Annotated in this window: 17 protein-coding genes; 7 read left to right on the top strand and 10 right to left on the bottom strand. The window is 69.4% G+C overall.

All coding sequences use genetic code 11. The features are described from left to right. Nucleotides 1-67: 67 nt before the first annotated feature. The 6 genes from GD1_RS03990 to GD1_RS03965 form a co-directional block, all read right to left on the bottom strand. The gene (locus GD1_RS03990; protein WP_059035790.1) at nt 68-2029 is read right to left on the bottom strand and encodes an ABC transporter ATP-binding protein; all 1962 of its coding nucleotides are present in this window, start codon (nt 2027-2029) and stop codon (nt 68-70) included. Next, nucleotides 2026-3759 (bottom strand): ABC transporter ATP-binding protein, encoded by a 1734-nt coding sequence (locus tag GD1_RS03985; protein WP_059035788.1) that lies wholly within the window; start codon nt 3757-3759, stop codon nt 2026-2028. The genes GD1_RS03990 and GD1_RS03985 overlap by 4 nt, the downstream gene beginning before the upstream one ends. An 86-nt stretch (nt 3760-3845) precedes the next feature. Continuing rightward, on the bottom strand, nt 3846-5123 hold the full coding sequence (locus tag GD1_RS03980; protein WP_059035786.1) for an acetyl-CoA hydrolase/transferase family protein: 1278 nt from the start codon (nt 5121-5123) through the stop codon (nt 3846-3848). Further along, nucleotides 5120-5920, bottom strand: a complete 801-nt coding sequence (locus tag GD1_RS03975; protein ID WP_020789423.1) for a family 1 encapsulin nanocompartment shell protein — start codon at nt 5918-5920, stop codon at nt 5120-5122. The genes GD1_RS03980 and GD1_RS03975 overlap by 4 nt, the downstream gene beginning before the upstream one ends. Nucleotides 5921-5981: 61 nt before the next feature. Next, a complete protein-coding gene (locus GD1_RS03970; protein WP_053776362.1) occupies nt 5982-7031 on the bottom strand; it encodes a Dyp-type peroxidase in 1050 nt (349 codons plus the stop codon). A gap of 87 nt (nt 7032-7118) precedes the next feature. Then, nucleotides 7119-8786 (bottom strand): FAD-binding dehydrogenase, encoded by a 1668-nt coding sequence (locus tag GD1_RS03965; RefSeq protein ID WP_053776300.1) that lies wholly within the window; start codon nt 8784-8786, stop codon nt 7119-7121. A 359-nt stretch (nt 8787-9145) separates the two neighbouring features. Here GD1_RS03965 and GD1_RS03960 point away from each other — a divergent pair, with 359 nt between their 5' ends. Then, complete coding sequence (locus GD1_RS03960) at nt 9146-10102, top strand: alpha/beta hydrolase (RefSeq protein ID WP_053776301.1); 957 nt, start codon at nt 9146-9148, stop codon at nt 10100-10102. Between the two features lie 451 nt (nt 10103-10553). Here GD1_RS03960 and pgfA read toward each other — a convergent pair whose 3' ends face one another. From pgfA to GD1_RS03940, 4 genes are read right to left on the bottom strand one after another with little or no spacing between them, the layout of a single operon-like run. Then, nucleotides 10554-12005 carry a cell envelope lipid trafficking protein PgfA gene (gene pgfA, locus GD1_RS03955; protein WP_059035785.1) on the bottom strand — a complete coding sequence of 484 codons (1452 nt, stop codon included), beginning with the start codon at nt 12003-12005 and terminating at the stop codon, nt 10554-10556. Between the two features lie 40 nt (nt 12006-12045). Next, nucleotides 12046-13500, bottom strand: coding sequence for an ABC1 kinase family protein (locus tag GD1_RS03950; RefSeq protein WP_083533846.1), 1455 nt, complete (start codon nt 13498-13500; stop codon nt 12046-12048). Between the two features lie 48 nt (nt 13501-13548). Then, a complete protein-coding gene (locus GD1_RS03945; protein ID WP_053776363.1) occupies nt 13549-13932 on the bottom strand; it encodes an ArsR/SmtB family transcription factor in 384 nt (127 codons plus the stop codon). 20 nt (nt 13933-13952) lie between these two features. After that, a complete protein-coding gene (locus GD1_RS03940) occupies nt 13953-15242 on the bottom strand; it encodes an MFS transporter (protein WP_059035783.1) in 1290 nt (429 codons plus the stop codon). Nucleotides 15243-15423: 181 nt separating this feature from the next. On the opposite strand from GD1_RS03940, the gene nadB reads away from it, so the two are divergent. The 6 genes from nadB to GD1_RS03910 all read left to right on the top strand — a co-directional run bounded on the left by nadB (nt 15424) and on the right by GD1_RS03910 (nt 21294). Further along, nucleotides 15424-17124, top strand: a complete 1701-nt coding sequence (gene nadB / locus GD1_RS03935; protein WP_059035781.1) for an L-aspartate oxidase — start codon at nt 15424-15426, stop codon at nt 17122-17124. Nucleotides 17125-17269: 145 nt separating this feature from the next. Beyond that, nucleotides 17270-18115 (top strand): hypothetical protein, encoded by an 846-nt coding sequence (locus GD1_RS03930; RefSeq protein ID WP_059035779.1) that lies wholly within the window; start codon nt 17270-17272, stop codon nt 18113-18115. Nucleotides 18116-18237: 122 nt separating this feature from the next. Continuing rightward, nucleotides 18238-18531 carry a metal-sensitive transcriptional regulator gene (locus tag GD1_RS03925; RefSeq protein WP_020793899.1) on the top strand — a complete coding sequence of 98 codons (294 nt, stop codon included), beginning with the start codon at nt 18238-18240 and terminating at the stop codon, nt 18529-18531. A gap of 62 nt (nt 18532-18593) precedes the next feature. Beyond that, the gene (locus GD1_RS03920) at nt 18594-18797 is read left to right on the top strand and encodes a heavy-metal-associated domain-containing protein (RefSeq protein ID WP_020793900.1); all 204 of its coding nucleotides are present in this window, start codon (nt 18594-18596) and stop codon (nt 18795-18797) included. An 11-nt stretch (nt 18798-18808) separates the two neighbouring features. Next, nucleotides 18809-18997 carry a hypothetical protein gene (locus GD1_RS03915; protein ID WP_162128740.1) on the top strand — a complete coding sequence of 63 codons (189 nt, stop codon included), beginning with the start codon at nt 18809-18811 and terminating at the stop codon, nt 18995-18997. After that, the gene (locus tag GD1_RS03910) at nt 18994-21294 is read left to right on the top strand and encodes a heavy metal translocating P-type ATPase (protein WP_059035777.1); all 2301 of its coding nucleotides are present in this window, start codon (nt 18994-18996) and stop codon (nt 21292-21294) included. Before GD1_RS03915 ends, GD1_RS03910 begins: the two co-directional genes overlap by 4 nt. Nucleotides 21295-21342 lie beyond the last annotated feature (48 nt).

The raw sequence follows: 21342 nt of genomic DNA, 5'->3' as shown, positions 1-21342 counted from the left end.
ACTCTACCCAGATCCCGCGACGGGGCAGGGGACGGTTTCCCGAGCCCGCCTCACCTGATCGAACGCGCTACTCGGTGTCCATCGCACCGGCGAACTGGCTGCGGTAGAGCCGGCAGTAGGCGCCCTCGGCGGCGAGCAGCTGTTCGTGATCGCCCTGCTCGACGATGTGCCCGTCCTCCATCACGATGATGGTGTCGGCATCGCGGATCGTCGAAAGCCGGTGTGCGATCACGAAGCTGGTGCGGTCGGCGCGCAGGTTGGCCATGGCCTGCTGGATCAGCAGCTCGGTGCGCGTGTCCACCGAGCTGGTCGCCTCGTCGAGGATCAGGATGACCGGCTTGGCCAGGAACGCCCGCGCGATGGTGATCAGCTGCCGCTCACCGGCGCTGACACCGCCGCCCTCGTCGTCGAGCACCGTCTCGTAGCCGTCGGGCAGGGTGCGCACGAAGTGGTCGACGTGGCTCAGCCGCGCCGCCTCGAGTACCTCCGCACGGCTCGCCGTGGGGTCGCCGTAGGCGATGTTGTCGTAGATGGTCCCGCCGAACAGCCACGAGTCCTGCAACACCATGCCGGTGCGTTCGCGCAGGTCGTCGCGGGTCATCTGCCGGGTGTCCACCCCGTCGAGCAGGATGCGGCCGGAGTCGACGTCGTAGAACCGCATGATCAGGTTGACCAGGGTGGTCTTGCCCGCACCGGTCGGCCCGACGATCGCCACCATGTGCCCGGGACGCGCCACCAGCGACAGGTCCTCGATCAGCGGCCGGTCTTCCCCATACCGGAAGGACACGTCCTCGAAGGTGATCTCGCCGCGGGACACCGCCGGGGACTGCGGGTCGTCCGGGTCGCCGATCTCCTCCTCGGCGTCGAGGATCTCGAAGATCCGCTCCGCCGACGCCACACCGCTCTGCATCAGGTTGATCATCGAACCGATCTGGGTGAGCGGCTGGGTGAACTGGCGGGAGTACTGGATGAACGCCTGCACCTCGCCGAGCGACAGACTGCCCGACGCCACCCGCAGACCGCCGACCACCGCGATCGCCACATAGTTCAGGTTGCCCAGGAACATGATCGTCGGCATCACCATGCCGGAGATGAACTGTGCCCGCCAACTCGACTGGTACAGCTTCTCGTTGCGCTCGTCGAAGGTGTCCTCCACCTCGCGCTGCCGGCCGAACACCTTGACCAGTTCGTGGCCGGTGAAGGCCTCCTCGATCTGGGCGTTGAGCTTTCCGGTCGACGACCACTGGGCGATGAAGTGCGGCTTGGAACGTCGTGCGATCACCGCGGTCGCCACCACCGCGAGCGGCACCGTCACCACCGCGATCAGCGCCAGCAGCGGCGAGATCCAGATCATCACCACCAGCAGCGCGATCACGGTGAGCACCGAGTTCACGAACTGCGAGATCGTCTGCTGCAGACTCTGCGACAGGTTGTCGAGGTCGTTGGTGACACGGCTGAGCAGATCACCGCGCGCCGAGGCGTCGTAGTAGCGCAACGGAAGCCGGTGCACCTTGGCCTCGATCTCGGCACGCAGCTGCGTGATGGTGCGCACCACCACCACGTTGAGCACGGTGAACGCCAGCCACGACAACAACGACGATGCGGCATAACAGACCGCGACGATCAGCAGCGTCTGTCCGACCGCGGTGAAGTCGATGCCGACACCGGGGGTGAGATCCATCGCCGACACCATGTCGGCGAGCATGTCCTGCCCGCGGTCCCGAAGGCCCTGTACCGCCTCGGCTTTGGAGATCCCGGCGGGCAGCTCGCGGCCGACGATGCCGTTGAAGATCAGGTCGGTGGCATGGCCGAGGATGCGGGGCGCCACGGCCAGCAGGACCACCGACCCGACGATCGCCGACAACACCGTGATCATCCGCAGCCGATACGCCATCAGCCGGGTGACCAGACGCTTCATCGACGGCCCGAACGAATGTGCCTTCTCCAGAACAGGTCCGGCCATCATCGGGCCCCGGCCCGGTCCCGGGCTGCCGGTACCCGCACCGCCGGGTGTACCGCCGCGGGTCATGCCGGTTCTCCGATCGACAGCTGCGAGCGCGCGATCTCGGCGTAGGTCTCGCAGGAGGTGAGCAGGGCATCGTGCCGGCCCAGGCCGACGATGCGACCACGGTCGAGGACGACGATCTGGTCGGCGTCGACGATGGTGGAGATGCGCTGTGCGACGATCAGCACCGAGGAGTCCGCTGTCGCCGGCTTCAGTGCCGCACGCAGTTTCGCGTCCGTGGTGAGGTCCAGTGCGGAGAACGAGTCGTCGAACAGATACACCGCAGGACGTCGGATCAGGGCCCGCGCGATCGCCAGGCGCTGACGCTGGCCACCGGAGACGGTGGTGCCGCCCTGGGCGATCGGGGTGTCGAGACCGTCGGGCATCGCGGCGACGAAGTCGGCGGCCTGCGCGACCTGCAGCGCGTCCCAGATCTCGTCGTCGGTGGCGTCCGGTTTGCCGTGCCGCACATTGGAGGCCACGGTGCCCGAGAACAGATACGGGCGTTGCGGGACGAGGCCGATCACCGACCTCAGCTCATCCGGATCGAGCTCGGCGACGTCGGTTCCGCCCACCCGCACCGATCCGTCGGTGACGTCGAACAGGCGTGGTACCAGACCGAGCAGGGTGGTCTTGCCCGATCCGGTCGACCCGACGATCGCGGTGGTCGTGCCGGGGGTGACCCGGAAGTCGATGTCGGCGAGCACGTTCTCATCCGCGCGCGGATAGCGGAAACCGGCGCCGACGAACTCGACACCCGCCCCGCGGTCGGTGAAGCCCACCGACCGCACCGGCGGGCGCACCGATGTCTCGGTCTCGAGCACCTCGGTGATCCGCTCGGCGCACACCGCCGCGCGCGGCGCCATCATCGCCAGGAACGAGGCCATCATCACCGACATCATGATCTGCATCGCGTAGCTCATCAGCGCGGTGAGCGCACCGATCTCGACGGTGCCGTCGGAGACCGCATGCCCGCCGAACCAGATGATCGCGACGATGGCCAGGTTGGTGATCAGCATGACCGACGGCAGCATCATCGCCATCAGCCGGCCGACGAGCAGCGTCGACGCCGACAACTGGTCGTTGGCGACGGAGAACCGGTCCATCTCATGGCGTTCCCGGACGAAGGCGCGCACCACCCGGATGCCGGTGACCTGCTCGCGCAGGATGCGGTTCACCGCGTCCAGACGTACCTGCATCGCCCGGAAGCCGGGGATCATCTTCGCGATGATCACCGACATCGTCACGCCGAGGAAGGGCACCGCCACCAGCAGCAGCCACCAGAGGCTCGGCGCCACATGGATTCCCATCGCGATGCCGCCGACACACATGATCGGTGCCATCACCAGGATCGCGGTGCTCATCACGATCAGCAGCTGCACCTGCTGCACGTCGTTGGTGGTGCGGGTGATCAGCGACGGCGCACCGAACGACCCCACCTCGCGGGCGGAGAAGGTGTTGATCCGATGCAGCAGATCGTGGCGGATGTCGCGTCCCGCGCCGAGGGCCGCACGCGCCCCGAAGTACTGCGAGGCCAGGGTGCACACGATCTGCACCACCGTGACCAGCAGCATCCACCCGCCGATGTTCATGATGTAGCCGGTGTCGCCGAGGGCGACGCCCTTGTCGATGATGTCGGCGTTGAGGGTGGGCAGGTAGAGCATGGCCGCGGTGGCGACCGCCTGCAATCCGATCACCGCGACCACGTGGAAGGGATAGCGGGCGAGGTATGTGCGGATCAGCTGGGTCAACATACGGCGTTCACCCGATCGACGCTAGCAACTCCCGGTGGTGCCCGGCCATCGGATTCCGGCTCACGGGCGACCGCGCAGGTCCGCGGTCACAGCAGGCCGAGTTCGTGGGCCTGCCGGGTGAGATCGTCACGATGTTCCGGTGCGGCGATCCCGATCAGCGCAGACGCCCGCTGCCGCAGTGACCGGCCGCGCAGCCGGGCCACCCCGTACTCGGTGACGACGTGGTCGACGGTGTTCTTGTGGGTGGTGACGACGCTGCCGGGGGACAGTCGCGCCGAGATCTTGCTCAGCCCCTTGGACGTGGTGGCCCGGGTGACCAGGAAGCCCTGCCCGCCCTCGGAGTACAGCACGCCGCGGGCGAAGTCGACCTGTCCGCCCGACGAGGAGTAGTACCGTCCGGCGATGGTCTCGCTGGCCGCCTGACCCATCAGGTCGACCTCGGTGGTGGCGTTGACCGACACCATCAGCGGTTCGGCACCCACCCGGCGCGGATCGTTGGTCTGGTCCACCGGGATCAACGCCACGCCCGGATTGTCGTCGATCCAGTCGTAGAGCGCCCGCGAGCCGAGTGCGAAGGTCGCCACCGCCAGTCCGCGGTGATGGGTCTTGCGGGCGCCGGTCGCGGTCCCGGACTCGACGAGCCGCATGATCCCGTCGGTGAGCACCTCGGTGTGGATGCCCAGATCCCGGCGATGTCCTTGCAACAGACCGGCGATGGTGTCGGGGACGCTGCCGATGCCGAACTGCATGCATGCGCCGTCGGGGACCCGGTCGACGATGAACTCGGCGATGGCGCGGTCCCGCGGGTCGGTGCCGGCCGACGGCGGCTGCTCGTACAGCGGGCGGTCGACCTCGGTCCAGCCGAGGACCTGGCTGATGTGGATCTGGTTCTCGCCGTGGGACCGCGGCATCTGCCGGTTGGCCTCGAGGAAGAACGGCACCTCCCCGATCAGGGCCGCGCAGTAGTCGGCGTTGGTGCCCAGCGAGAAGTAGCCGTGCCGGTCGGGTGGGCTGGCCGCGGCGATGACCACCTTCGGGCCGTCGAGTGCACGCAGCAGCAACGGCATCTCGGAGAAGTGGTTCGGGACCAGGTCGCACTCACCGCGCGCGAAGGCGCCGCGGGTGCCCGGCCCGAGGTAGTAGCCGACATGACGCAGCCGGTCACCGAACTCGCCACGGATGTAGGCCCGCTCGTCGTACTCGCCCATACCGTGCACGCGTACGCCGGTGAGCTGCTCGTTGCCCTCCTCGAGGGCGTCGAGCAGGCTCTCCGGGCAGCCGACGAAGATGGGGGCGATCACCTGCGTCCCCGGCTCGAGGTGATCGAGCAGCCTCGACGCGGGGACCGGTCCGGACGGACTCACGCCTGGGTCAGGGCGACGGCGGCTTCTCCGGTGTAGGCGAGGAAGGTGAACGACTCCTGGAAGTACAGGTTGACGCGGTCGGCGTCGTGCGAGTCGTAGCCGATCGACACGTCCTGGCCGATGGTCAGCTCGAAGTCGCCGCCGCGGGTGGACAGCACGAAGGCGCCGGAGATCGCGGGGGCCCAGACGATCTCACCGTCGATCAGTCGTTTGATGTGCTGGCTCACCGGGTAACCGTGGTTGGAGGTCTCGTTGATCAGGTTGTACACCTGGGCGGAGACGGCGATCGAGTACGGTCCGTCGATCGACGCGAGCTTCAGGGTCGACAGGGCCTGGCTGAAGGCCTCCGGATAGTCGCGGACGTCCTCGGGTAGTGCGATGGGCTTCGCGGTGGCCTCCGACCGGATTCCCGAGATCCCGGCTGCGGCATAGCCTTCGAAGATCGCGCGATCTTCGGCGAGGGCCAGCTGACGGGCCGCGTCGACCACCGGATCCCAATCCGAGTCGGACGCACCGCGATCCACGTCGTCGATGGCCTCACGGGTGACGGTGAACGGCACCTTGAGCTCCACCAGCGGCTGCACGTTGCGGCTGAACGCCAGGATGCCGTCGGCGGGGGAGTCGATCTTGGTGCGGTGCCCACGGGTGACCGAGGAGGCCTCGAGGCCCAACGGGCCCTTGACCTCCACGAGCCGGCGTCCGGCGATGCTGCGCTTGAACGACCGCGCGGCCTCCTCCTCGATGGCCTCCCACGCCGACGCGGAGATCGGGGCGAGTTCGCGATGCAGGTTGTTCATGATGCGCTCCTTGTGTTTCGGCGGGGTGGGTCGGTGTGCGGTGCGGTCTCGGCCGGTCGGTTCAGTGCAGGGAGCCGATACCCAGCGACCCGTCCGCGGGGCGTGGGCGGGTGGGGATGGGAACCGCCGGAGGTGTGTCGGTGGTGGCGGTGTCCTCGTCGGCGGAGTCGTCGGCAGGCGCGGGTGCCGCCGGTAGGTCCTCCAGGAAATCGGTTGTCGGGGTGAAGAACTGCGCCCCGGTCACCGCGGTGGTGAAATCGAGCAGCCGGTCGTGGTTGCCGACCGGCTCGCCGACGAACATCCGGCGCAGCATCGTCTCGGTGATCTCCGGCGACGACGAGTACGCGATGAAGAAGGTACCGGCCTCGCCGGAGCCGGAGACGTCGCCGTAGGGCATGTTGTCGCGCACGATCTCGATCTCCTCGCCGTCGGCGTCGGTGACCACGTTCAGGGCGATGTGCGAATTCGTCGGCTTGACCTCGTCGGACATCTCGACGTTGTCGAGTTTGGTTCGGCCGATGGCATTTTCCTGCCCGGTGACGCCCAGTGCGTTCCAGGCGGCGAAGTCGTGGATGTAGCGCTGGACGGCGACGTAGCTGCCGCCGGCGAACGCCGGGTCCTCGTCGCCGACGGTGATGGCGTCGATCGCCGCCTGGCCCACCGGGTTCTCGGTGCCGTCGACGAAGCCGATCAGATCGCGGAGATCGAAATAGCGGAAGCCGTGTACCTCGTCGACGGTGGTGACCGCGTCACCGAGGTCGGCCATCAGCAGCCGGCCCAGCTCGTAGCAGAGGTCGGCCTGATCGGACTTGATGTGGATCAGCAGGTCGCCGGGGGTGGCCGGGGCGGTGTGCACCTCGCCGGCGACCTCGACGAACGGGTGCAGGAAACGGGGCCGCGGACCGGTGAACAGCCGGTCCCAGGCGTCCGAACCGATCGAGACGATCGCGGTCAGGGCCTGCTCCGGTGCCCGTGACGACACCGAGTTGATGCGGGACCCCAACTCGCCCAGGAAATCCCGGACGGTGTCCACACCACCGGTGTCGATGGTCAGGACCAGGAACAGGGCTTGTTTGGTCTTCCGTGTCAGGATCGTCTGCGGTACCGGCACCCGATCCACCCTAGTCCTTCTCGTCCGGGTTCACCCGGGACCTTCGGCGTACTTCTGTCCGGGCTGGTGCGGTCGGCGGCATCTCGGTCAGGGCCGGCGTCGGGCCACGGCCCGCCCGGCGGCGCGACCGGAGAAGATGCAGCCGCCCAGGAAGGTGCCCTCCAGCGCGTTGTAGCCGTGCACGCCACCACCGCCGAATCCCGCGACCTCACCGGCGGCGTACAGACCGTCGAAGACGGTGCCGTCGGTGCGCATCACCGCCGAGTCCAGGTTGGTCTCCAGGCCGCCGAGGGTCTTGCGGGTGAGGATGTTGAGTCGCACCGCGATCAACGGGCCGTGCGCGGGATCGAGCAGGCGGTGTGGCTTGGCGACCCGCACCACCTTGTCGCCGAGATACTGGCGCGCATTGGTGATGGCCATCATCTGCGCGTCCTTGGAGTACTTGTTGGCGACCTGTGCGTCGCGTGCGGACACCACCCGTTCGATCTTGCGCAGATCCAGCTGCGGGCCGCGGGCGATCCCGTTCATCCGGGTGACGAGTTCGGCGAGGTTGTCGGCCACCACGAAGTCCTCGCCGTGCTCGACGAAGGCGGCGACCGGTCCGGGTGCGCCCTTGGCCAGACGGCTCTTGGCGGCGAACTTCAGGTCCTTGCCGGTGATGTCGGGATTCTGCTCGGACCCCGACAGCGCGAACTCCTTCTCGATGATCGACTGGGTGAGGATGAACCACGAGTAGTCGTGGCCGGTCGCCAGGATCGCCTTCATCGTCGAGTTGGTGTCGAAGCCGGGGAAATTCGGTGCCGGGAGGCGGTCGCCGTTGGCGTCCAGCCACAGCGACGACGGCCCCGGGATGATCCGGATGGCGTGGTCGGGCCAGATCGGATCCCAGTTGACGATGCCCTCGGTGTAGTTCCACATGCGGTCGCGGTTGACCAGACTGGCACCGGCGTCCTCGGTGATGGCGAGCATGCGGCCGTCGACGTAGGCCGGTACGCCGGAGATCATCTTCTCGGGGGCGGGGCCGAGCCGATCGGTCGGCCAGTTCTTGCGGACCAGGTCGTGGTTGTGGCCGATGCCGCCGCTGGTCACGATCACCGCGTCGGCCCGGATCTCGAACTCGCCGACCACCTCGCGGCCCGAGGCCACCCCACGGTCGAGGTCGCTCGCCTCCAGCAGCGCGCCGCGGACCCCGGTGGCCGCGCCGTCGTCGACGATCAGTTCGTCGACGCGGTGACGGAAGCGGAACTCCACCAGCCCGCGCCGTTCGGCCTCGAGTACCGGCTCGGCGAACACCCGGACCACCTCGGGACCGGTGCCCCAGGTGAGGTGGAAGCGCGGGACCGAGTTGCCGTGGCCGTCGGCGAAGCCGCCGCCGCGCTCGGCCCATCCGACCACGGGGGTGATCCGCAGGCCCAGATCGTGCAGGTACTGCCGCTTCTCGGTGGCGGCGAAGTCGATGTAGGCGCGCGCCCACTGCCGCGGCCAGTAGTCCTCGTCCTCGCGGTCGAAGCCGGCCGATCCCATCCAGTCCTGCAGGGCGAGTTCGGCGGAGTCGTGGATGCCGAGCCGTCGTTGTTCGGGCGAGTCGACCAGGAACAGTCCGCCCAGCGACCAGAACGCCTGCCCGCCGAGATTGTTGCGGTTCTCCTGGTCGACCACGATCACCTTGCGGCCGGCCTGGGTGAGTTCATAGGTGGCGACGAGACCGGCCAATCCGGCTCCGACGACGATGGCGTCGGCCTGCTGTTGTGTCACGCGGGACCTCCTCGGGAGCGTTGGCACAGACACTAATCGTGGTGCGTCGCGGTGGCGGCGACATCGATGGGACGACACGCGAAACCCATGTCAGGGCATTTCGGACATGCCCGTCCGAGCCCGGCGGTGTGATCAATTCGACGCGCGACCGTGATCGTTGCAGGTGATGCCCGTCACCGGCGGCGTGGTTACGCTGAACGGGCTCGCCAGCCTTTGCCGAGGCGTTATGCAGCCGTTACTATCACCCGCGATGGGGATCGGTCTCCGGCGGCGCATCGCCGTGACCGTGGAGAGCCGAGATCCCGGAACAGCCGAATGACGAGCCCGCCCGGGCGCCGATCGTAAGGAACGACTGAAACATGCTGACTCGCGCCCGTAAGCGCCTGGTCGCCGGACTCGTGGCGCTGGTCGCTGCCACCGGTGTCACCATGGTCGCCGCGCCGACCGCTCAGGCAGCCCGCGGCTGCAACGTCGAGCGCGTCTACTCCAACGCCATGCACCGCAGTGTCCCGGTGTGCATCGTCTCGGCCGGCGGCTCCAACAAGCCGACGCTGTACCTGCTCGACGGCCTGCGCGCGCCGGCCAACAACAGCGGCTGGCTGATCAACACCAGCGTCGCCGGCTGGATGGCCGGCAAGGGCACCAACGTGGTGATCCCGTTCGGTGGCGGCGGCAGCTTCTACACCGACTGGCAGAAGACCGACCCGACCCTCGGCGTCAACAAGTGGGAGACCTTCCTGACCCGCGAGCTGCCCGCCTACATGGCGAAGAACCACGGCAGCGACAACCGCCGCAACGGCATCGCCGGTCTGTCGATGTCGGGCACCTCGGCGCTGAACCTGGCCTCGCGCCACCCGAACTTCTACAAGGCCGTCGCATCCTACAGCGGCTACCCCACCGTCACCATGCCGGGCTTCACCCAGGGCATCCAGGCGTCGGTGATCGAGATGGGCGGCAACCCCACCAACATGTGGGGCTTCTACCCGGCCGGTGAATGGTTCCAGAACGACCCGTTCCTGTCGGCGGCCAACCTGTCCGGCAAGCGTGTCTTCGTCTCGGCCGGCACCGGTGTCGGCAGCCGCTACGACTCGTCGCTGACCCCGGGTGCCGCCGGATTCAACGCGGTCAAGTTCGCGCAGATGATCCCGCTGGAGGTCGCCGCGTCGACCAGCAGCCAGCTCTACATCGCTCGCCTCAAGACCCTGCCGGTCAAGCTCACCACCCGCATCACCCCGGATGGTTCGCACTGGTGGGACTACTGGCAGGACGACTTCAAGCAGTCCTGGCGTTCCACCTTCGCCCCGGCGTTCTTCTGAGCCACGGGGTAGGCCTCTGACGAGGCGCCAGATCCACGACGAGGGCCGGTGATCACATGATCACCGGCCCTCGTCGTCTGCTGTGGCCGTCGGTTCGGTGTCGGCGCCCGCCTCTACGCGCAGCCGGCCCACCCTCCGGACGTCCCGGTCGTCCCGTCAGGACGCCACAGGGCACCGGACGGCACAGGGGGAGGCACAGGGCGCCGGACGGCACAGAGGACGCCACAGGCGCACACCGGACGGCACGGGGATACGAACCGGGTCCCAGGACGGCACGGGGGTACGGACGACACAGGGGGTACCGACGACACAGGGGGTACCGACGACACAGGGGGTACGGACGACACAGGGGGTACCGACGACACCGGGGGTACCGACGACACAGGGCCCGGGGCACATGATGTGCCCCGGGCCCTGTCGTCTGATGGCCGCGGCTACCCGCGCGGTGTGATCAGCGTTCCGGGCGGTCGACCGGACCGAAGTCGCCGTCGGTCCGCGGCGCCGGACCGTCGACCTTCGGGATGCGCTGCGTCGGGCGGTCCCACATGTAGCCGTCGTCGGTGGCGGCACCGTCACCGACGGCGGGCGCCGGCGACTTGCCCAGCACGACGGTCGGGGCACCCGCGGCCGGCTCGGCGACGGTGGGTGCGTCCGGACGCTCGACCACCTCGGTCGCCGACTCGTCTGCCGCGACACCTTCGGTATCGGCACCCGCTGCGTAGGCGTCGCCGTCGAGCGGTTCGTCATCACCCGGCTCGCCGGACCTCGCCGAGCGGCCCCGCCAGAACAGGAACAGCCAGGCGAGCACCAGCAGGACGCCGACGATGCCGAGGATCAACGGCAGCCAGAACCCGCCGAGACGCAGCTGGCCGTAGTACTTGTCGGCGCGTGCGGCCTGCTGGGTGACGGTCTCGTCGGACCACTTGAAGGTGGCCTTCAGCGCGTCCAGGCGGAAATCGCGGATCGGCTGGGCGGTGTCCTCGCTCTGGTCCGGTGAACGGAAGTACTGGTGCTGGTCCTCACGGCCGTCGACGATGGTGCCGGTCGCCGGCTCCACCCACACGTGGCGGGTCGCGGTGGCGTAGCGGTGCATGTTGATCGAGTCGTTGGGCTTGACCCCGGTCCCGGTGATGCCCCACCACTTGGCCGGCATGGTCAGCATGGTGCCCAGGGCCGCCTCGTTCTGCGGGTTGGGCAGGCTCGACAGGTCGGTCTCGGGGACCTCGGTGACGAAGTGGTAGGTCTTGACACCCTTGATGGTCTCCTCGCCGACGAACTTGGCCTCGGTGTCCTGGCGGGTGTTGGTGTCGTAGTACAGGTATGAGCGCTGCTGGACGTCGAACCCGAACTTGTACTGGAACCCCTTGCGGTTGGTCAGCTGGACCGACACGTCCTTCGGGTCCACACCCTCCGGTGCGGCCTCGAGCTGCAGTGAGCTGACCGTGCCGTTGGGCACCGACGTCTTACGGTTCAGCGACACCCGGTCGATGGTCGCGGTGAGCAACCCCGACGCGCAGGTGAGATCGCCGGAGGTGTTCGGTCCGGGCGGGGTGACCTCTTCACCGTCGGCGGTGCGGGTCCGGTCGATCTGGACCGTCTGCGCCGACTGCACCGTCGCCTGCCGGCTGTCGGACGGCTCGATGATCACCGATCGGCGCTGCTGGGTCAGATGTGCGCCGAAGGTCTGCGCCTTGGCCTCACCCACCGAGCATCGGTCGAAGATCACCGCCGGGAAACGCTCGCCGGGGGAACCGTCGGTGGCGACGGTCGTGGCGTCGGAGGTGATGTCGAGATCGAGCGGGACCACCCGGAGCTGGGGGACCAGCCAGGCGGGAACGGCGATCGCCGCGGTGATGCAGGCGATCCCGAAGAACGCCAGCACCGCCGGCAAGACTCGCTTCATTGTCGGCTCCTGTGCCTCTCAGCTCGGCAGTATCGGGCGGTCACTCTGCCCGATTTGGTTGCACCACCCTAACCGGGGTCTGGCCACTGTTCGGGTAACGCCCGTCGATGTCGGGAGTGGCGGATCGGCGATCGCGCTCGGCCTCCTTCATGATCCCGGCCATATAGCCGTAGATCTCGCGGTCGCTCATCGCCTTCCAGCGGGGTGCGAGCAGCTTCATGTACTTCTCCACGTAGAGCAGCTGTTTGCCCACCAGGACCAGCTCACGGGGCAGGCGGGCGTCGTGCGCGCGGGCCACCGCGGCGAGCTGTCTGCCCAGGTCGGTGTAGCTCATCGACCCGAGATCGGTGGTCGACAACGGTGCGGCGACCTTCTGGATGTCGGCCGCGCCCTGGACGGTCGATCCGGGGCGTCGTACCGCGCCGAGCAGGAAGATGGCCCGGCCCGCCGACTCGTAGTCGTTGCGCACGATCAGGTCGACGACGAGTTGCCGGAGGATGCGGCGGGTCCGCGGGGTGAATCGGCCGACGATGCCGAAGTCGAGCAGCACCAGCGTGCCGGTGTCGTCGACGAGGACGTTCCCGGCATGCAGGTCGCCGTGGAACAGTCCGCCGTGGAACGCCGATTCCAGCAGCGACAGCAGCAGGTTGCGGCACAGTGCCACACCGTCGTGGCCGGCCGCGCGGACCGCTGCGGCGTCGTCGATCCGGACGGCGTAGATGCGTTCCATGGTGAGCACCCGTGCGCCGCTGTACTCGTCGTACACCTCGGGCACCCGCACGCGGCTGCCGTAGGGGCCGTCGCGCAGGCACTCGTACCATTCGCGCATCGTGGCCGCCTCGTTGCGGAAGTCGAGTTCGGCGGCCAGGCCGTCGGCGAAGTCCTCCACCACGTGCCGGGCGCTGAGCATCCGGCCGTACTCGGACAGTTCGGCGAGGCCGGCGAGTCGTTCCAGGATCGCGACGTCGGGGGCGAGTCGCTCGCCGATGCCCGGCCGCTGGATCTTGACCACCACCTCGGTGCCGTCGGTGAGGGTGGCGGTGTGGACCTGGGCGATCGAGGCCGATGCGATCGGGATGGGATCGAAGGTCGCGAACACCTCCTCGGGCGGACGCCCGAGCTCGGCGACGAAGACCTCCCGGACGGCGGCGGGGTCGGCGGGGGTGACCTGGTCGAGCAGGGACTCGAACTCAGCGGCGAGGGTCTCGGTGAACACCCCGGGACTCGAGGCGATGAGCTGGCCGAGTTTCACGTAGGTGGGGCCGAGGTGTTCGAAGGTGGTGCGGACCTCGTGTGCGGCGCGTTGCGCGCTCGGCAGGCGCAGGTGGACGGCGTCGACGGCGGTCCCCACGGCGAATCGGCCGAGTCCTGCCGCCGCATGGATCGCGGTGGACCCGAACCGGGAGAGTTCGGCGATCGTCGACACCGGCCGGAGGCGTGTCGGGCGTCCGGTCGGTTCGGGGTCGGATGAGCTGCGCGCGGATGGACTGTGCATGGAGGTCACCGCGGGCCAGTGTAACGACACCGGGGCGCCTCGCGGGGCTCACTCGTGGGCGGGTTCACCGGTGATCTTGTGGTCGGCGAGGTTGATCGCCTCCCCGATCAGGCGTGTCATGTGTCCGTCGCGGATGCGGTAGATCACCCGGCGACCGTCCCGGCGGGTTTCGACCAGGCCGGTGAATCGGAGCTTCGCCAGGTGCTGACTCACCGCCGTCCGTGACGCACCCACCGCCTCGGTGAGGGCGGTGACGTCGAACTCGCCGGTGGTCAGCAGCCAGAGCAGGTGCAGACGCGTGGGGTCGGCGAGCATCCCGAAGGTCGACGACGCAGCGGCCAGCCGGTCCGGGTCGGGCTGGACCGGGTGATGCAGGCTGGGACCTGCGGGATCGGGGGCCGGGGTGCGGTGGGCGTCGGTGCCGTCGCTCATGATCGCCGCGTTCACCGCCTCTACCGGGTCGCCGGTTGCCGTGCGCAGACCGTCGGGTCCATCGTAGGCGAGTCGATCCCGGCGGCCGGGACGTTCGGGGCGGTCACCCGGCGCCAGCAGCGGGCCGCACCCACGGTGGCGGCCGCGCCCAGCAATGCCAGCACACCCACCGCGGCGGCGGTCCCGATCAGTGCGGGTCCCCATCCGGCGATCGCATAGGTCAGCAGGAAGGCCGCATGCGAGGTGGAGAACTGGGCGGTGAAGACGTCGTCGCGGTCGGCGTCGGTGTGGTCGCGGATCGTGCGCGGGATGGTGGTGCCGATCATCGAGGTGGCCACCCCGAGCACCACCCAGGTGCCGAACAGTGCGGTCGGCTGCGGGCCGGTGTACGACCATGCCGTGGTGATCGCCAATCCGGTGGTGGCCAGGGCCGCGCCGGCGACCATCACCCGCATCGGGCCGAACCGTCGCAGCATCATCGGAACCGCGAATGTGGTTGCCAGTGAACCGATCCCGAAGGCGGCCAGGGCCAGGGCGACCGCGGTGTCGCCGGCGCCGAGATCGCCGCGGACATAGCCGACGGTGCCGACCAGCACGATCGCGGTGGCCGCGGCGACGGCGACGTCGATCCAGAGGAGACCACGAAGCGACCTGCGGGACAGCATGATCCGGATGCCTCGCAGGATCCGGTCGGCGACAGTGCCGGTGTCGTCGGGGAGCGCGGGCGGGTCCGATCGGTCGAGACGACGCAGACCCGAGCCCGCGACGAGGAGTGCCGATGCGGCGAAACCTGCTGCGGTGAAGGCGAACAGCGCGGAAGAAGGGAGCACGAGCAGTGCGACGCCCGCCAGGAGCGGGCTGGTCAGCGCCTCGAGGTCGTAGGCGATCCGGGAGGCCGACACCGCGACCGTGTACTGGTCGCGGTCGGGGACGACGCGTGCGATGGCGGCGGAGAAGGTGGGTGTGAAGGTGGCCGAGGCGGTCTGCAGCGCGAAGATCAGCAGGTAGATCTGCCAGGTGCCGGTGACCCACGGCAGACATGCGGCCGTGCCCACGCGGACCACGTCGGCGCCGATCAGCACGCCGGTGGCCGGGAGCCGGGTGACCAGCGCGCGCATCAGCGGGGCCATCGCGACGTAGGCGACCATCTTGATCGCCAGGGCGGTGCCCAGGACCTGGGCGGCGTCGGTGCCGGCGAGGTCGTAGGCCAGCAGGCCCAGTGCCACGGTCATCAGTCCGGTACCCGCCAGGGAGATCACCTGGGCCGGGTAGAGGCGGGTGAAGACCGGATTCCGCAGGAGGGGATGCACCAGGGGATCGTATCTCTCATGTGCGCATCTGCGCACATGAGAGTGATGAGGTCGACGACCGCCGAGAACCGGCCCTGTCGGCCACGGGTGTGTCGGCGTAGTCTCGGGGGAGGTTTTCGACTGGGAATCGAAAACACCCCCGGAGGGTTGTCCCGAGGGGAACCGGCGAACGGAGAACGGGATGAGCGGCGTGACTGGTGGCGCGGTGTCGACGAGTGCCGATCTCGTCGTGGTGGGCGCGGGAGTGGCCGGGCTGACCGCGGCGCTGTCGGCGGCGGCACTGGGTCTGCGCGTCGTCGTCGTGCACAAGGGGCCGCGGTGGGACGCCGACCGCGCCGAGCAGGCCACCTCCACCTTCTATGCGCAGGGCGGCGTCGCAGTCGTCGCGCCGGACGATCCGCTCGACTCGGTCCGCCGGCATCTCGACGACACCCTCGCCGCGGGCGCCGGGCTGACCGATGCCGCCGCGTCCGGTGAGATCCTCGCCGGGGGTTGGGCGGCCGTGGCCGAGCTCATCGGGCGGGGGGCGCGATTCGACCGCGACGACACCGGCGCCTATGCGCGCACCCGGGAAGGGGGCCACAGCGTGCGCCGCATCCTGCATGCGGGTGGGGATGCGACCGGGGCGCACCTGCAGCGAACCCTGGGTGCGGCCCTGACCGCGGCGCGGGCGACAGGTGAGATCGACTGCCGCGACGACACCTTCGTGACGCGGGTGCTCACCGACGGGGACGGGCGGGTGGCCGGGGTGGCATGCCGGACGATCCTCGCCGGTGGTGGACGTGACGGTGGTGGACGTGACGGGGGTGGACATGACGGGGGTGTGCGCGACGAGGTGGTCACCGCCCCGACGGTGCTGCTGGCCACCGGGGGCGTCGGCCATCTCTACCCGGCCACGACCAATCCGGCCGGCGCCACCGGCGACGGTATCGGTCTGGCCCTGCGCGCCGGGGCGCGTGTCGCCGACCTGGAGTTCATCCAGTTCCACCCGACCATGCTCTTCACCGGTGGCGAGCGCGGCCGGCGCACCCTGATCACCGAGGCCCTGCGGGGTGAGGGCGGACGTCTCGTGGACGCCGGGGGACGCTCGGTCACCGCGGATGTGCATCCGCTGGGTGATCTGGCGCCGCGCGATGTGGTCGCCAATGCGGTGTGGGCGGCGATGGACCGTACCGGTGAACCTTGCGTATACCTCGACGTCACCGGCGTCGACGACGTCGAACGCCGGTTCCCGACGGTCACCGCCGGGGTGCGGGCGGCAGGTCTCGACATCACCTCGGGGCGTATCCCGGTGGTACCGGGTGCCCACTATCTGTGCGGCGGCGTCGTCACCGACACCGAGACCCGTACATCGGTGCCCGGTCTGCTCGCGGCCGGGGAGGTGGCCCGCACCGGGTTGCACGGTGGGAACCGGCTCGCCTCCAACAGTCTGCTCGAGGGTCTGGTGATGGGCGGGCGTGCCGCGGTGGTGGCCGCCGCACAGGCCGGTGGGCACCATGACCGGCCGGTCGGTCATGGTGCATCGTCGGTGGCACCCGTCCCGGAGCTGTTGCCCGCCCTGGAGCGGACCGCCCTGCAGGACGCGATGGGACGTCACGTCGGACTGCGCCGGGATGCCTCCGGGCTGGCCGAGGTGGCGACCCTGCTGCAGCACGCACCGCGTCGTGAGATGGTCACCGTCGCCGACGCCGAGGACGCCTCGCTGACCCTGGTCGCGAGCGCGGTGGTGGCCGCGGCGTCGGCTCGTGCGGAGTCGCGCGGGTCGCATGTACGGTCCGATTTCCCGCACACCGCCGACCATTCCGGCTCTCGGATCTTCGCCCTCGCCGGGGGCGTGGTCACCGAGATCGGCAGCGACGAGCTCGCGGTGAGCCCGGGGTAGCAACCCGACCGCTTCCTTCGTAGACTGGCCGCGGGCTCCGCCATTGTCGCGATGGTGATCGCCGGCGGTCTGACGGTGACCGATTCACATCCGGTACGAAATGTGCGCGGTGACGGCGCGGTGGGGCGTTGGAACGGAGGGCTCGATGGACGGCGAGGGTTGCTGGTCGACGGTGGTGAGCTCGTCGACGGAACGACGGGCGCTGGGGCTTCCGGAATCCGCGGGCTGGATGTTGCAGTGCCGCCTCGGTGCCGGACACCACGGCAATCACGCCACCGACGGGGGCACGTATCCGGTTCCGGGCCGCCGATTCTGGTTGGAGTGGAACGACTTCGACCCGCGGGCCCAGTCCCTGATCGAACGCAATCCGTGCCCGGTGGGCACCCGTGAGGGTGGTGCCTGTCTGTTCTTCCACGGTCACGGTGGCCCGCACATCTTCGCGCGGTCCAACGGCCACGCCCCGACCGCGATGTCGGGAGCGGCCGCCGGACGCCCGGCCGGACCCGCGCCCTCACGCTCCGGTGCCCCGCTCCCGCATGCGGCCGCCCCGATCCACCGGGGTCCCTCGACCGGGGATCTGCCGGTCAGCGGACCCAGTGGCGCACATCGGCTGCCCGATCACCGGCAGCCGGGCCCGCCGCCGGAGACCACTCCGCCGGTGAGCGCACCCGCTGCACCCGCTGCGCCGGTGAGCGCACCCGCCGGGACACCCGCGGATGCCGGATATCGCGGTGGCCGGCGTTCCACCGATTCGGTGCCGCCCGCCGATCAGGTGCCCTATCGCGGGCATCATCACGGCTTCGGCGACGCGACCTCGGTGATGAATCTCCAACCGGACGCCACGCCGACGCCCGCACGCGGACTTCCGGTGCCGGCTCCGCAGGATTCGGGCCCGGACTCCGACGCGGCGCGTCTGACCGCGGTGGGCGATGCGCTCGCCGACGTCGCGGCGGCGCTGAGCCGTCTCGCCGATGTGATGCGGCGCGCCTGACGCCAGGTCCTCCCGTCGGTCTCCCGTGGGTGACGCACACCCCCGAACTGCATACCCTAGGGGGGTAGCGTTTCCATGTACTCCGATGTATACCAGTAGGGGGTACCAGGAACGGAGGCGCCGTGGACCACGCCGAACACGGATACATCGAGCGCAAGGACGACTATCTGAAGCGTCTGCGCCGGATCGAGGGGCAGGCCCGTGGTCTGCAGCGGATGGTCGAGGAAGAGCAGTACTGCATCGACATCCTCACCCAGGTGTCCGCGATGACCAAGGCACTGCAGGCGGTGAGCCTCGGTCTGCTCGAGGAGCACATGAACCACTGCGTGGTGCGAGCCGCGCAGGAGGGGGATGCCGAGGGCCGCGCCAAGGTCGACGAGGCAGTCCAGGCGATCGCCCGGCTCGTCAAGTCCTGACCCGACCCGATCCACCACCGCCCGGAGGCCGACTCCGGGCCCGATCCCACAGGGAGAACAACATGGCAACCCAGACTTACACCGTCACCGGCATGACCTGCGGCCACTGCGCGTCGTCGGTGCGTGAGGAGATCGAGGAGATCGCCGGCGTGACCGGTGTCGAGGTGACCCTCGAGGGCGGGCTCGTCGAGGTGAGCAGCGATGCACCACTCGAGCGCGCCGACGTCGAGAAGGCCGTCACCGAGGCCGGATACCAGCTGGCATGACCCTGAACGCGATGGCGACCAACACGGCGGTGCGGGTCGCCGCCTTCGCGGTGATGCTCGCCGCCGTGTTCGCCATCGCCTTCGCGATCGGCCACACGGTCGGACCGGCCACCGACACCGCCCCGCACCAGGGCACCCACCAGGCCCCGACGACCGTCGGGGACCGACCCGCCACCGACCCGCACGGGGGCCACCCATGACCACCACCAGCACCAATGCCCGCATCGATCTGGACATCGAGGGCATGACCTGCGCATCGTGCGCCGGTCGCATCGAGCGCAAGCTGAACAAGCTCGACGGCGTCAGCGCCACGGTCAACTTCGCCACCGAACGCGCCCAGGTCGACTATCCGGCGGAGCTGACCCCGACCGATCTGATCGACGCGATCCGGTCGGCCGGATACGACGCAGATCCCGTCGACGACCATCCGGGCGCCGACGACTCCGCCGACGGCACCGGCCACACCGATCCCGAGCTCGACGAACTGCGCCGACGCGTCGTCATCAGTGCGGTGCTGACGGTGCCGGTGATCATCCTGGCGATGGTCCCGGCCTGGCAGTTCACCTACTGGCAGTGGCTGTCGCTGACCCTGGCCGCACCCGTCGTCGTCTGGGGCGCCTACCCGTTCCACCGTGCCGCCTGGATCAACCTCCGCCACGGCGCCACCACCATGGACACGCTGGTGTCGATCGGCACCCTGGCCGCCTTCGGGTGGTCGTTGTATGCGCTGTTCCTGGGGACGGCCGGCGAACCGGGGATGACCCACGGATTCGACCTCGTCCCGCAGCGCGGTGACGGCGCCGCCAACATCTACCTGGAGGCCGCCGCCGGCGTCACCACCTTCCTGCTGCTCGGCCGCTGGTTCGAGAAGCGGGCCCGGCGTCGCGCCGGCGATGCACTGCGCACGCTGATGGAACTCGGCGCCAAGGACGTGGTGGTGCTGCGTGGCGGCGTAGAGACCCGCATCCCGATCGAACAGCTCGGTGTGGGAGACGAATTCGTCGTCCGGCCGGGCGAGAAGATCGCCACCGACGGCGTCATCGTCGACGGCTCGTCGGCGGTGGACACCTCGATGATCACCGGCGAGTCGGTGCCGGTGGAGGCCACCGAGGGCGACACCGTGGTGGGGGCCACGCTCAACACCAGCGGACGGCTCGTGGTGCGGGCGACCCACGTGGGCGCCGACACCGCCCTCGCACAGATGGCCAAGATGGTCGCCGACGCCCAGGCGGGCAAGGCCGCGGCCCAACGTCTCGCCGACCGCATCTCGGCCTGGTTCGTCCCCGTGGTGATCGCGATCGCCGTTGCCACACTGGGCTTCTGGCTCGGTGCCGCCGTCGCCGACGGCTCCGGGGTGAGCCTGGCGTTCACCGCGGCGGTGGCCGTACTGATCATCGCCTGCCCCTGTGCACTCGGTCTGGCCACCCCGACCGCGCTGATGGTGGGTACCGGACGTGGTGCGCAACTGGGCATCCTGCTGCGCGGCCCCGAGGTGCTCGAGCAGACCCGGCAGGTCGACACCATCGTGCTGGACAAGACCGGCACCGTGACCACCGGCGTCATGCAGGTGTCGGGGGTCCATGCGGTGGATGCCACCGGCGCCGCCGACGACGCCACCACCAGCCGGGTGCTCGCCGCCGCAGCCGCCGTCGAGGCCGCCTCCGAGCATCCGATCGCCACCGCGATCGTCCAAGCCGCACAAGATCTTCCGGTCGGGTCGGTCAGCGGGTTCCGCAGTACCGAGGGTGTGGGCGTGACCGGCATCGTCGACGGTGCCACCGTTCGGGTGGGCAGTCCGCGCGAGTTCGCCGACAGCCTGCCGGCGGCCCTGCGGACGGCGGTCGACGCCGCCCACGAGCGGGGTGCCACCGCGGTGATCGTCACCATCGACACCGCCGACGGCTCCGGCGTCCCCTCCGCGCAGGGGGTGATCGTCGTCGGCGACGAACTGAAACCCACGTCGGCAGAGGCGATCTCGGAGCTCAAGCGGATGGGCCTCACCCCGGTGCTGCTCACCGGCGACAACCCGGGCGCCGCCCGGCACGTGGCCGCACAGGTCGGCATCGAGATGGTGATCGCCCAGGTCCGCCCCGACGAGAAGGTCGCCGCCGTCGTCGAGCTCCAGCAGCAGGGGCACACCGTCGCGATGGTGGGGGACGGCATCAACGACGCCGCCGCCCTCGCGCAGGCCGACCTCGGATTGTCGATGGGGACCGGTACCGACGTGGCGATCGCCGCCGCCGACCTGACGATCGTCGACGGCGATCTGCGCAAGGTGATCGACGCGATCCGGTTGTCGCGCCGGACCCTTGCCACGATCAAGGGAAACCTGTTCTGGGCGTTCGGCTACAACGTCGCTGCGCTGCCGCTGGCCGCCGCGGGACTGCTCAATCCGATGATCGCCGGTGCGGCGATGGCCTTCTCGTCGGTCTTCGTCGTGGCGAACAGTCTGCGGCTGAGGCGATTCCGATCCGAGATTGGCGGCTCTAAGGCCTAGCTGCCGGTGCTCTCGGGCCTAGCTGCCGGTGCTCTCGGGCCTGGCGGG

Origin of the sequence: Gordonia desulfuricans NBRC 100010 (assembly GCF_001485495.1) — a bacterium.
Taxonomy (GTDB): domain Bacteria; phylum Actinomycetota; class Actinomycetes; order Mycobacteriales; family Mycobacteriaceae; genus Gordonia; species Gordonia desulfuricans.
The sequence above is the reverse complement of the archived record's forward strand: the minus strand, read 5'-3'. Positions and strand labels throughout refer to the sequence as shown.

Excerpts from the sequence above, each read along its gene's own strand:
- GD1_RS03990 (WP_059035790.1), bottom strand. The coding sequence starts at position 2,029 with ATGACCCGCGGCGGTACACCCGGCGGTGCGGGTACCGGCAGCCCGGGA.
- GD1_RS03985 (WP_059035788.1), bottom strand. The coding sequence starts at position 3,759 with ATGTTGACCCAGCTGATCCGCACATACCTCGCCCGCTATCCCTTCCAC.
- nadB (WP_059035781.1), top strand. The coding sequence starts at position 15,424 with ATGAGCGGCGTGACTGGTGGCGCGGTGTCGACGAGTGCCGATCTCGTC.
- GD1_RS03975 (WP_020789423.1), bottom strand. The coding sequence starts at position 5,920 with ATGAACAACCTGCATCGCGAACTCGCCCCGATCTCCGCGTCGGCGTGG.
- GD1_RS03945 (WP_053776363.1), bottom strand. The coding sequence starts at position 13,932 with ATGAGCGACGGCACCGACGCCCACCGCACCCCGGCCCCCGATCCCGCA.
- GD1_RS03950 (WP_083533846.1), bottom strand. The coding sequence starts at position 13,500 with ATGCACAGTCCATCCGCGCGCAGCTCATCCGACCCCGAACCGACCGGA.
- GD1_RS03910 (WP_059035777.1), top strand. The coding sequence starts at position 18,994 with ATGACCACCACCAGCACCAATGCCCGCATCGATCTGGACATCGAGGGC.
- GD1_RS03960 (WP_053776301.1), top strand. The coding sequence starts at position 9,146 with ATGCTGACTCGCGCCCGTAAGCGCCTGGTCGCCGGACTCGTGGCGCTG.
- pgfA (WP_059035785.1), bottom strand. The coding sequence starts at position 12,005 with ATGAAGCGAGTCTTGCCGGCGGTGCTGGCGTTCTTCGGGATCGCCTGC.
- GD1_RS03930 (WP_059035779.1), top strand. The coding sequence starts at position 17,270 with ATGGACGGCGAGGGTTGCTGGTCGACGGTGGTGAGCTCGTCGACGGAA.
- GD1_RS03920 (WP_020793900.1), top strand. The coding sequence starts at position 18,594 with ATGGCAACCCAGACTTACACCGTCACCGGCATGACCTGCGGCCACTGC.
- GD1_RS03915 (WP_162128740.1), top strand. The coding sequence starts at position 18,809 with ATGGCGACCAACACGGCGGTGCGGGTCGCCGCCTTCGCGGTGATGCTC.